The 11,913-nt window shown below is 56.9% G+C and carries 11 protein-coding genes; 7 read left to right on the forward strand and 4 right to left on the reverse strand.

Annotated features, from left to right (window positions below):
• Positions 1-1,514, forward strand: a 1,514-nt coding sequence (locus tag AC2FNC_RS18115) for an ABC transporter ATP-binding protein (protein WP_496716157.1), incomplete at its 5' end; no start/stop codon positions are given.
• Positions 1,515-1,664: 150 nt separating this feature from the next.
• Here the strand turns inward: AC2FNC_RS18115 and bhcR are convergent.
• Positions 1,665-2,513: an HTH-type transcriptional regulator BhcR gene (gene bhcR / locus AC2FNC_RS18120; protein WP_480521258.1), complete on the reverse strand. Its 849-nt coding sequence runs from the start codon at positions 2,511-2,513 to the stop codon at positions 1,665-1,667.
• Positions 2,514-2,682: 169 nt separating this feature from the next.
• Between bhcR and bhcA the strand changes: the two genes are divergently transcribed.
• The 4 genes from bhcA to bhcD all read left to right on the forward strand — a co-directional run bounded on the left by bhcA (position 2,683) and on the right by bhcD (position 7,126).
• Entirely contained in the window at positions 2,683-3,873 is a 1,191-nt protein-coding gene (gene bhcA / locus AC2FNC_RS18125) for an L-aspartate--glyoxylate aminotransferase BhcA (protein ID WP_480521256.1), read from the forward strand.
• Positions 3,873-4,841: a beta-hydroxyaspartate dehydratase BhcB gene (gene bhcB, locus AC2FNC_RS18130; protein ID WP_480496144.1), complete on the forward strand. Its 969-nt coding sequence runs from the start codon at positions 3,873-3,875 to the stop codon at positions 4,839-4,841. The genes bhcA and bhcB overlap by 1 nt, the downstream gene beginning before the upstream one ends.
• Before the next feature lie 42 nt (positions 4,842-4,883).
• Positions 4,884-6,047: a 3-hydroxy-D-aspartate aldolase BhcC gene (gene bhcC / locus AC2FNC_RS18135; protein WP_480555163.1), complete on the forward strand. Its 1,164-nt coding sequence runs from the start codon at positions 4,884-4,886 to the stop codon at positions 6,045-6,047.
• A gap of 113 nt (positions 6,048-6,160) precedes the next feature.
• A complete protein-coding gene (gene bhcD, locus AC2FNC_RS18140) occupies positions 6,161-7,126 on the forward strand; it encodes an iminosuccinate reductase BhcD (RefSeq protein ID WP_480496106.1) in 966 nt (321 codons plus the stop codon).
• Between the two features lie 143 nt (positions 7,127-7,269).
• Here the strand turns inward: bhcD and AC2FNC_RS18145 are convergent, their stop codons facing one another.
• From AC2FNC_RS18145 to puuE, 3 genes are read right to left on the reverse strand one after another with little or no spacing between them, the layout of a single operon-like run.
• Positions 7,270-8,694 carry a uracil-xanthine permease family protein gene (locus tag AC2FNC_RS18145; protein WP_480477003.1) on the reverse strand — a complete coding sequence of 475 codons (1,425 nt, stop codon included), beginning with the start codon at positions 8,692-8,694 and terminating at the stop codon, positions 7,270-7,272.
• 55 nt (positions 8,695-8,749) lie between these two features.
• Positions 8,750-9,235, reverse strand: a complete 486-nt coding sequence (locus AC2FNC_RS18150; RefSeq protein ID WP_480478180.1) for an ureidoglycolate lyase — start codon at positions 9,233-9,235, stop codon at positions 8,750-8,752.
• Positions 9,232-10,644 (reverse strand): allantoinase PuuE, encoded by a 1,413-nt coding sequence (puuE, locus tag AC2FNC_RS18155; RefSeq protein ID WP_480555164.1) that lies wholly within the window; start codon positions 10,642-10,644, stop codon positions 9,232-9,234. Before puuE ends, AC2FNC_RS18150 begins: the two co-directional genes overlap by 4 nt.
• 147 nt (positions 10,645-10,791) lie before the next feature.
• On the opposite strand from puuE, the gene uraH reads away from it, so the two are divergent.
• Entirely contained in the window at positions 10,792-11,145 is a 354-nt protein-coding gene (gene uraH / locus AC2FNC_RS18160) for a hydroxyisourate hydrolase (protein WP_496716160.1), read from the forward strand.
• Positions 11,146-11,278: 133 nt separating this feature from the next.
• Positions 11,279-11,913, forward strand: a 635-nt coding sequence (locus tag AC2FNC_RS18165) for a urate hydroxylase PuuD (RefSeq protein ID WP_496716161.1), incomplete at its 3' end; no start/stop codon positions are given.

Here is an 11,913-nt window from a genome sequence, read left to right on the forward strand (position 1 = left end):
TTTTTCTGGCACGCGCGGGCAACCGGATTGTGGCTCAGCAGCAGGAGAAGCTGTACCGCAAGCTGGTCCGGCACGGAGTGTCGTTCTTCTCGACCACTGAATCGTCGGATCTGCTGATGCGCACGACCAATGGCGCGCAATCGGCCCGGAGCCTGATCGATGTTCTGGTCACCGGGTTTGTCCGCGATGCCCTGACCCTGGTCGGCCTGATTGTGGTCATGGTGTATCAGCAGCCGGTCCTGTCGGTGATGTTCTTTGTGGTGGGCCCGATTGCCCTGCTGGGGGTGCGGTATCTGCTGAAAAGCGTCCGCTCGATCATGCAGGCCGAGTTCAAATCGCTGGCAGAGATCATCCGGGTGCTGCAGGAGACCTCGGCGGGGATCAAGGTGATCAAGGTGTTTGCGCTTGAAGATCGCATGATCGACCGAATGGAGACCGCGATCCGGAAGGTCGAACAGCGCTCGAACGACATCGCCCGGCTGCAGGCCATTGCCAGCCCGCTGATGGAGTTTCTGGCCGGTCTGGCGGTTGCCGGGGTTCTCATTGTCAGCACGATGGGTATCGCGGGTGCCGAACAGCCGACCGCGGGTCAGCTGATGTCCTTCATCACCGCTTTGCTGATGGCCTATGAACCTGCCAAGCGCCTGTCCAGGATGCGGGTCCAGATTGAAACCTGCATGGTCGGGGTCGGCCTGTTGTTCAGCCTGCTGGATCAGGAGGACACGATGGTGGAAAGCCCCCGGGCCCGTGACCTGAGTGACGGCCCCGGACAGATCACGCTGCGCAATGTGACCTTTGGCTATCAGGGCACGGTGCCGGTGATCGACAACATGAGCGCCACTTTCGAGGCCGGGAAAACCACCGCCCTTGTCGGCCAGTCCGGTGGTGGCAAATCCACGTTGTTTGGCCTGATCATGCGGTTTTACGACCCCGATCAGGGCAGCGTCGAGATCGATGGCCGGGACCTGAGGGATGTCAGCTTTGCCTCGCTGCGGCGGAAAATCTCGTATGTCGGTCAGGATACGTTCCTGTTCTCGGCCTCGGTGATGGACAACCTGCGCTGCTCGGCGCCCGATGCGAGCGACGAAGAGGTGATCGCGGCAGCCCGGGCCGCACATGCGCATCAGTTCATCACCGACCTGCCGCAGGGCTATGAGACCCCGGTGGGCGAGAACGGAACCTTTCTGTCGGGCGGCCAGAAACAGCGCATCGCGATTGCCCGTGCCATTCTGCGCAAGGCCGAGATCCTGCTGCTGGACGAGGCCACAAGCGCGCTGGACGCGGAATCGGAATCGCTGGTCAAAGAGGCGCTGGACGCCCTGACACAGGATGTCACCGTCATCGTCATCGCCCACCGCCTGTCAACCGTGCTGGAGGCAGACAAGATCATCGTCATCCAGGACGGCGCTATCGCCGAACAGGGAAACCTCGACCAACTCATGCAGAAAAACGGCCCCTTCAAAAACCTCTTCGACCAACAGTTCAACAAACACAAACAAAAAGTCGCACAGTAATAGGGGGAGCTGAAAATCAGATAACCGGTAAGAGTCACGCCTGTTCTGCTGTTGAGTTTGTCTGTGCACAATGCGCGTCTCAGCGCGTTGGTGTTGTGGCGCGGCAAGCGGATCCGGGGTCAGCGTTCGCCGCAATCTGGCGGCAAAGCCTTAGGGTTGCGGTGGCAAAACTGTCCCACCAATAGCCAGCGTCAACTGGCGCGCTGCTTCCATCACCGGGCGGCTCAGCCGTTCGATTTCGGCCGCTCCGACGCGACTGGTTGGCCCGGACACTGAAAGCCCCGCGACCGCCTCTCTGTTGATATCGAAAACGGGTGCTGCAATGCATCGCATACCCGTAGTCTTTTCTTCGTTATCCACGGAAAAACCCCGCAATCTGATTGCTGCAAGATCTTTCTTCAACGCCTCAGCGCCGGTAATCGACTGATCCGTAAAAGCCTGTAAATTCGCTGAGGCCAACCTTCGGTTCAATCTGTCTTCGTCCATGTGGGCCAATAACGCTTTTCCGATGCCCGACGCGTGCATGGGTGACAATGTACCGGGCGGAAAAAACGCCCGGATACTTTCATGTGTTTCAACCTGGCTCAGGAACAGCACCAGACCTTCTTTCTCAACTCCCAGATTGGCGGTTTCACCCGTGGTTTCCATCAATTTGCGCATGATCGGCCTTGCCCGTTCCACCAGACTGGTACGACGCAAAAACCGCGAGCCGATCACAAACGCCTGCGGGCCAATGTGCCAAACCTGTTCTTCATGGTCGAACTCGACCAGACCCCTGCCCTGTAACGTCACGAGGATGCGATAAACGGTGGCCGGTGCCTGACGCATTTCATCTGAAAGTTCAGTAAGAGCTTTGCCTTGCGCCTGGCTCAGATATTCGAAAACCTCCATCGCCCGATCCAGTGATTTGATCGTATTCTGCGCGGTTTTGTCGTCCCACCCCCGCGGTCTTCCCCGGGCTTTGCGACGGAGTTTCGGGTCATTGTCTTGCAATTCCATAAAAACCCTCTGAACATTTATGAAAGACTATTTCAGGATATGAAAAATATAACTCACTGACAACTATAAGTTAAATCTCTTATCACGAATTCTGAAATGCGTTTTCAAAAAAATTTCCAATCGGGTTGATGAAACTTATTGTGCTGGCAAGGACGGAAGGAGACCATCCATGAGCTTTCAAAACCCCGTTTTCATCCCGGGCCCGACGAACATCCCGGAAAGCCTGCGCAAAGCCTGCGATATGCCCACGATCGACCATCGTTCGCCATTGTTCGGGCAAATCCTGCATCCTGCGCGCGCGGGTGTGCGGGACATTCTGAAAAGCGACAGCGCCGAAGTCTTCATTTTCCCGTCGACCGGAACCGGGGGCTGGGAAACCGCCCTAACCAATACGCTGTCCGCCGGTGACAAGGTTCTGGCGGCCCGCAACGGCATGTTCAGCCATCGATGGATCGATATGTGCCAGCGCCATGGGCTGAATGTTGAGATCGTCGAAACCCCGTGGGGCGATGGGCTGCCGGCTGACCGGTACGAAGAAATCCTTGCCGCCGACAAAAGCCACGAGATCAAGGTTGTTCTAGCGACGCATAACGAGACGGCAACTGGTGTGAAGTCGGATATCGCTGCTGTGCGCAAGGCGCTGACTGCCGCGCAACACCCGGCCCTGCTGTTTGTTGATGGTGTCTCATCAATCGCGTCGATGGATTTCCGGTTTGATGAATGGGGCGTGGATGTTGCCGTTACGGGGTCGCAGAAGGGTTTCATGTTGCCCGCTGGCCTTGCCATCGTCGGTTTCAGCCGGAAAGCGATGGAAGCAACCAAAACCGGCACTCTGCCCCGCACATTCTTTGATGTCCGGGACATGACCAAGGGATACGCCAACAATGCTTACCCCTATACACCCGCTGTCGGGTTGATGAATGGCCTCAATCAAGCCTGCTCTATGCTGCTGAATGAAGGTCTGGAGAACGTTTTTGCCCGGCACCACCGGATTGCGGAAGGGGTCCGTGCCGCTGTGGGGGCGTGGGGGCTGGAGCTTTGTGCCAGCAGCCCGGCGGTCTATTCCGATACCGTAAGCGCAATCCGTACGCCGAACGGCTTCAACGCGACGGATATTGTCACGCACGCAGCTGAAAAATACGGCGTTGCCTTTGGCGTGGGCCTTGGTGAGGTCGCGGGCAAGGTGTTCCGGATCGGGCATCTGGGCAGCCTGACGGATGTCATGGCTCTGTCCGGGATCGCCACTGCCGAGATGTGCATGGTTGACCTGGGACTGAACATCGACCTGGGGTCTGGAGTTGCCGCCGCACAGGAATACTATCGCGGCCATCCCGGTTCCGTTCAGAAGAACGCGGCATGATGAAGGATTGCACAATGTATATCCCAACCTATGAAGACATGCTTGCGGCGCATGACCGGATCAAACCCTATATCCGCCGCACCCCGGTGCGAACTTCGGACTTTCTCAATGAACTGTCAGGCGCGCAGCTGTTCTTCAAGTGCGAAAACTTTCAGGAACCGGGCGCTTTCAAAGTACGAGGTGCTGCGAATGCGGTTTTTGGGCTGGATGAGAAACAGGCTGAAAAAGGTGTCGCCACCCATTCTTCGGGCAATCACGCCTCGTGCCTGTCTTATGCGGCGATGAAACGGGGCATTCCCTGCAACGTGGTCATGCCTCGGACAGCGCCGCAGGCAAAGAAGGATACGGTCCGCCGTTATGGAGGGAAGATTACAGAATGCGAACCCTCCACCTCGTCGCGCGAAGCGACATTTGCCGAGGTTCAGGCGGCTACGGGCGGTGACTTTGTTCATCCCTACAACGATCCTCGGGTCATCGCCGGGCAAGGCACCTGTTCGCGAGAGTTTATCGAGCAGACCGACGGTCTGGACGCGGTCGTTGCGCCAATCGGCGGTGGTGGCATGGTGTCTGGAACCTGTTTGACCCTGTCCAATCTGGCCCCAGAAACAGCGGTCATCGCGGCAGAACCCGAACAGGCAGACGACGCCTATCGCAGCTTCAAGGCCGGTCATATCATCGCGGATGATGCTCCAAAGACTATTGCTGACGGGTTGCTGGTTCCGCTGAAGGATCTCACCTGGCATTTCGTATCGAACCACGTTTCAGAAATTTACACTGCCTCCGAGCAGGAGATCATCGATGCGATGAAACTGACATGGAAGCACCTGCGGATTGTGATGGAGCCATCTTCGGCCGTTCCGCTGGCCACGGTTCTCAAGAACCCGGACGCATTCAAGGGCAAGCGTGTCGGACTGATTGTTACAGGTGGCAATGTCGATCTGGACCGGCTGCCCTGGATGAACGCCTGAATATACCCCAACAAAAAACAATCCCGGTATAGGATTACGGAGATGAAAGATATGAGCACTCTCGACCAGTTCGAAGTAGGTTACGACATTCCGGCCAAACCTGGCATGGACGAAGCAGATATCCAGACACCCAGCCTGATTTTGGATCTCGACGCGCTTGAGCGCAATATCAGGAAGATGGGCGATTATGCCAAGGCGCACGGGATGCGTCACCGCGTGCATGGTAAAATGCACAAGTCGGTCGACGTGGCCAAGCTGCAAGAGAAAATCGGTGGTGCCGTCGGTGTCTGCTGCCAGAAAGTTTCCGAGGCCGAAGTATTCGTTCGCGGTGGGATCAAGGACGTTCTGGTTTCGAACCAGGTGCGTGACCCGGCCAAAATTGACCGCCTCGCACGCCTGCCAAAACTGGGCAGCCGCATTATTGTATGTGTCGACGATCTGGAAAACGTCGCTGACCTTTCGGCGGCGGCAGTCCGGCATGGAACACAGCTGGAAGTCTTCGTGGAAATCGATTGCGGCGCAGGTCGGTGCGGGGTCACAACGACACCCGAAGTGATTGAAATCGCCAAGGCGGTTGAGGCTGCTGACAACCTGAAATTCAGCGGAATTCAGGCCTATCAGGGCGCAATGCAACACCTCGACAGCTATGAGGCACGCAAGGAGAAACTGGATACTGCCATCGCGATGGTCAAAGACGCAGTAGACGGCCTTAAAGCCGAGGGTATCGAGTGCGAGTTGGTCTCGGGCGGCGGTACTGGGTCATACTACTTCGAATCCAACTCGGGCGTGTATAATGAGCTGCAATGCGGGTCTTATGCGTTCATGGATGCCGATTACGGTCGCATCCTGGACAAGAACGGCAACCGGATCGACCAGGGCGAATGGGAAAACGCATTCTTCATCCTGACCAGCGTCATGAGCCACGCCAAGGCTGACAAGGCAATCGTCGATGCGGGTCTCAAGGCTCAGTCGGTGGATAGCGGTCTGCCTGTTGTTTTCGGGCGTGACGATGTCGAATACATCAAATGCTCGGATGAACATGGCGTCGTGATGGATCCGAGCGGGGCGCTCAAGGTCAATGACAAGCTGAAGTTGGTGCCGGGGCACTGTGACCCAACCGCAAACGTGCATGATTGGTATGTGGGCGTCCGGAATGGCAAGGTCGAATGCGTGTGGCCAGTGTCAGCCCGCGGCCGCGCGTACTGAGCCTGATTGCTCAAAGAATGAGCTTTCGGCCAAACATGGCCGGACAGTCGCCCGTGCGCGCCCGCTTTTGTCGGTGAAACGCACGGGCGCACGAATTTCGAATGGAGAATGACATGCTGATCGTACCCGAGCGCGAAATCGCCAACCTCATGACCCGCGACGCGGCCTTTGAAGCCGTCGAACAGGTCTTTGCCTCTATGGCCGCAGGGGACGCCTATAACTTTCCTGTCGTGCGCGAAGCCATCGGGCATGAGGACGCTCTGTACGGCTTTAAAGGCGGGTTTGATCGCGCCGGGCTGACACTGGGCCTGAAGGCCGGGGGGTATTGGCCGAACAACCTGGAAAAGCGCGGGTTGATCAATCACCAATCCACTGTTTTTCTTTTTGACCCTGACACCGGGAAACCGTCGGCGATGGTTGGCGGCAACCTTTTGACGGCCTTACGCACTGCGGCGGCCTCTTCTGTATCTATCAAGCACCTTGCCCGTGCGGGCGCGCGGGTGATCGGTATGATCGGGGCCGGGCATCAGGCAACCTTTCAGCTACGCTCGGCCCTGGAGACCCACACCTTTGAAAAGGTCCTTGGCTGGAACTACCACCCCGAGATGCTGCCCAACATTGAAAAGGTCGCCAGTGAAGCCGGTGTTCCGTTTGAAGCGGTCGAACTTGATGGCATGACCGAAGCGGATGTCATAATCTCGATCACCTCGGCTTTTGCGCCATCGCTGATGGCAAACCATGTCAGCCCCGGAACGCATATCGCGTGCATGGGAACGGACACCAAGGGCAAGCAGGAAGTCGAGGCGGCGTTGCTGGCCAAAGCATCTGTATTCACAGATGAAATCGCACAGTCGATTTCGATTGGCGAGGCTCAACACGCCGTGGCACAGGGCCTGATCAGGGAAAGTGACCTGGTCCAGTTGGGTGCGGTCATCAACGGAACGAACCCGGGCCGGACATCAGACGATCAGATCACGTTGTTCGATGGCACTGGCGTAGGTCTTCAGGATCTGGCGGTTGCTGCGTCTGTTGTCGAGCTGGCCGTACAGAAAGGCATCGCGATTGAGGTCGATTTCTGATGGCATCCCCGTGTGGTCGCCTAAGCGTCGCGTCGAAATACGCGTTTCTTATGTGAGCGATGGGCCAAGCCTGCCAGGCCTGAAACCAAAAAGCGGCGCACTACGTGCGCCGCTTTTTCATCTACAATTCCGGGCTGAACCGGTCAGACGTGATCGTCCTGTTTGATAAAGCCCAACCCGTGGCCTGCCATTCCACCGGACACCTCTTCCGTCGCTTCATCCGAAAGCTCTTCGGGCAGAACCAGATTCAAGACAATGGCAATGATAGCAGCAGGCAATATCCCGGATGTCGCCAGAACTTTGAGAGTTCCGGGCAGATGCTGTAAAGCGCCGGGCTCTAATTGCAAGCCCAGACCCAGGCTGAGTGAAATCGCAAAGATCACCATGTTGCGGCGGTTCCACGTCACGTCCGACAGCATCGAGACACCAGCTGCAACCACCATACCGAACATCACGATCACACCGCCGCCCAGAACCTCGATCGGAACGGACGAGATCACCGCGCCGATCTTGGGGATAAGCCCGCATATGATCAGGAACAGGGCACCTATGGTTACGACCGTGCGGCTCATGACGCCGGTCATCGCGATCAGGCCGACATTCTGACTGAACGACGTGTTCGGCAGGGCCCCAAAGATGCCTGATACAGCAGTTCCAAGACCATCGGCAAAAGTCGCGCCCTGAATTTCCTTGTCGGTTGCCTCGCGTCCCGCGCCCCCTTTGGTGATACCGGACACATCCCCGACCGTTTCAACAGCCGACACGAAAGACATCGCACAGAACCCAATGATCGCCGCGAATGAAAACTCGATACCGAAGTGAAACGGGTTCGGCATGGCAAACGGAGACGCGCGCCCGACATTGCCCAAATTCACCTGACCCAGTGCGAATGCCACCACGTAGCCGACCAACAGGCCAATCAGAACCGCCGACACCGACAGCATACCACGGGCAAAAAACTTCAGGCCCAAAGTAACAACAATCACAGTTCCGGCCATGAGCCAGTTCAGACCAGAGCCGTACTCTTCGGTACCGATGGCGGGTACACCGCCTGCCGCGTACTGGATGCCGACTTTGACAAGCGCAAGCCCGATCATGGTGACAACAAGACCGGTAACCAAGGGCGGAAGCGCAAAGCGAATACGGCCAATGAACAACCCAAGGCTGGCATGAAACAGGCCGCCAACGACTATACCACCCATCAATACGGCAATCGCATCAACGCCCTTTCCAACCACCAACGGGATCATGATCGGAATAAAGGCAAATGACGTCCCCTGCACGATTGGCAGGCGGGCACCAACAGGCCCCAGCCCAATGGTCTGGAACAGTGTCGCAACACCCGCAAAGAACATCGACATCTGGATCATGTAAATCATCTGCGGGAAATCGGGGCTGTTCGAACCAAACCCGAAACCCGCCGCACCGCAAACGATGATCGCTGGCGTGACGTTGGAAACGAACATCGCCAGCACGTGCTGAATTCCCAAAGGAACCGCCTTCAGAATTGGCGGGGTGTAGTTCGGGTCACGGAGCTGCTCCGGCGTCCCTAAAGTTGCATCTGACATCGCGTTTTTCCTCCCAAAAAACTACGTGGGCCGGCCCCTCTTCCGGCAATGTCCCCTATTCAGTGATCGTGTAGGCATTCTGGAACCAATACTCCTCAAGGTTTGGCCCGTTTCCTATTCGGTCGACCACGGCGAACAACCCAGGGGGATGAAGCGGTGTCAGAACCCCGTGCCAGGTGTTCCGGTGATAATTCACGCCCTGTCCGGGCGCGGTGATGAATGCAACAGGCTCACCCGGCACACCCGCGTTGTCGGGCGCCACAACAACGACAAAGGGTTTATCTGAAAGCGGCAGAAAGGCCTGGCTGCCGTCGGGGTGGCGCTCGACCATTTCAAGTTTGATAGGCAGGTTGAAGGCCCGGGATTGGAAAACGCTGATCCCTGCGCGCCCCTCATGGAAATCCAGCTGGGCGCGATCATGGTATCGTGCGCATTTTCCCTGATTGATGTATTTGTCCACCGCCCCAGACACCTCGATGACATCGCCGAACGGCGCAAAGGCCTCGGCGGTCAGTGGCCGGAGTTTCAGCGTGGATGTCATTGCGCGAATTTCTCGATCAACCGCAACTCGGCAATCCGTTCGACCTGACGGCAGGCCTCAGCGAATTCGGTGTCTCGGTCACTATCTATCCGACGGTGAAAAGCCTCCAGAATGCTTGCTTTGGTGTTGTCCTTGACCGCAATGATAAAAGGAAAGCCGAACTTGGTTGTGTAGGCGTCGTTCAGGGTCGTGAAGGTCACACGTTCTTCATCCGTCAGCATGTCCAGACCTGCCCCAGCCTGTTCTGCCGTGCTTTCCTTGGTCAGACGTCCCGCAGCAGCAAGTTTGCCTGCCAAATCAGGGTGGGCTGTCAGGACGCCAAGCCGCTGCTCGGTTGTGGCGGAACGGAATACGCGCGCCAGCGCGTTGTGAACACCTGCGGCATTGTCATGTGTGGGGCCCAGCTCCAGATCAAAGGCCGCTTGGGCAATCCACGGGCTGTGTTCGAACACACCGCCAAATTCAGCTACAAAATTTGGCCGGTCCATTTCCGACGGGGTCAGCCGTTGACTTGGCGGATGCGTTTGCGCCCAGTGATCAGCGATTTGTTCGCGGGTGGCAAACCAGACCCCGTCATGTTTCTTGAAGTGGTTGAGTGCGCGTTTCAGGGCCATGGCGCGACCAGGGCGGCCGATGAGACGGCAATGCAGTCCGATCGAAAGCATCTTCGGCTCGCCCGCTTGGCCTTCGGCGTAGAGCATGTCGAAGCTGTCCTTGAGATAGCTTTCAAACTGTTCGCCGTTGGTATAGCCCGCCTGAATTGCAAACCGCATATCGTTGCAATCCATTGTGTAAGGCACGATCAACTGATCCTTGCCACCAGCCTTGACCCAATAAGGCAAATCGTCGGCATAGCTGTCGGCAATATAGGCCAGCTCGCCTTCGGCGGCGGCCAGATCGACCGTGTTCATCGAACAGCGGCCCGTGTACCAGCCACGCGGTGGTTTGCCCACAACCTCGGCATGAAGCCGGATCGCCTCACGGATCTGGACGCGTTCTTCTTCCGCATCCATGTCCTTGTGCTCAACCCATTTCAGGCCATGGCTGGCAATCTCCCAGCCTGCGGCCTTCATCGCCGCAACCTGCGCCGGTGCACGGGCCAATGCTGTGGCAACGCCATAAACCGTAACAGGAAGGTCCTGTAAAAGCCGATGCACCCGCCAGAATCCAGCGCGGCTGCCGTATTCGTAAATGGATTCCATGTTCCAGTGCCTTTGCCCCGGCCAAGGGGCCGCACCAGTGATTTCGGAAAGAAACGCCTCGGATGCGGCATCCCCGTGCAAAACGTTGTTTTCGCCGCCTTCTTCATAGTTCAGCACAATCTGAACTGCGATTTTGGCCCCGTTTGGCCAGTTTGCGTTTGGCACTTGCCGGCCATAGCCGGTCATGTCTCGTGGATACCGCGTCACATCAATTTCCCTCTTGGTGAAAAGACGAATAACCCAAACAATCACCTATGTTTTTCAAAAAATACTGTAAGCAGTCTTTTGACAGACTGCCTTTGCCTGCCGCAAGGGTATTGCAATAGTAACAGCGATGCTTAGCGAGAGGTGCAAATGGCCGGTTACCTTACAACACATGTCCTGGATACGGCACGGGGCTGCCCTGCCAATGGGATGAAGATCGAGTTGTTCCGGATCAACGGAAGAGACCGCGCGTTGCTGAAAACTCTGCTCACCAACGAAGACGGTCGCACCGATGAACAAATCCTTCCCGAAGCCGAGTTTTCGACAGGCGAATACGAATTGGTGTTTCATGCGGGCGAATACCTCGACGCCAGTGGCGTGCCGCCTGAAAGCCCGCGTTTTCTGGACTTGATTCCGATCCGGTTCGGAATGTCCGAACACGCCCATTATCATGTTCCGCTACTACTTTCGCCTTTCAGCTACGCGACCTATCGCGGAAGCTGAGCGTTGCGCCGCGTGATCCTGTAGACTGACATTGTATTGTTATTTTTGATACTGCTTGATCTTTCGTAGCAATACCCGATGAAAACTCTATCACCTAGAGTGCCGAAGAACTTGGATATGTAGGAGCAACGCCATGTATGACCTGGCTGTTTTGTGGGAGTGGATGGCCTTTTCCGTCCGCTGGCTGCATGTGATCACGGCGATGGCGTGGATCGGCGCGTCATTCTATTTTATCGCGCTCGACCTTATGCTTAAGCCGAACCCTGCCTTGCCAGAAGGGGCCTATGGCGAGGAGTGGGAGGTGCACGGGGGCGGGTTCTATCACACCGTCAAATATCTGGTCGCACCCGCGCGTATGCCCGAGCACCTGACCTGGCACAAATGGCAGAGCTATACGACATGGCTTTCGGGTGCGGCCTTGCTCATGATCATATATTGGGTCGGGGGCGAGTTGTTCCTGCTTGATCCGACCAAAGCGGATCTGGCTTTGTGGCAGGGGATATTGATCTCTGGCGGGTCACTGACCATCGGCTGGCTGCTTTACGACCAGATGTGCAAGTCGCGCCTGAGTGAGCAACCCACCGCGCTGATGCTGTTGCTGTTCGTGATTCTGGTGGCTATGTCCTGGGGTTACAATCAGATTTTTACCGGTCGTGCCGCGCTTTTGCACCTGGGTGCGTTCACTGCAACCATCATGACGGCCAATGTGTTCTTCCAGATCATGCCCAACCAGCGGATCGTGGTGGAAGACCTCAAGGCGGGTCGGAC

The organism is Ruegeria sp. BHSA123 (genome assembly GCF_059613425.1).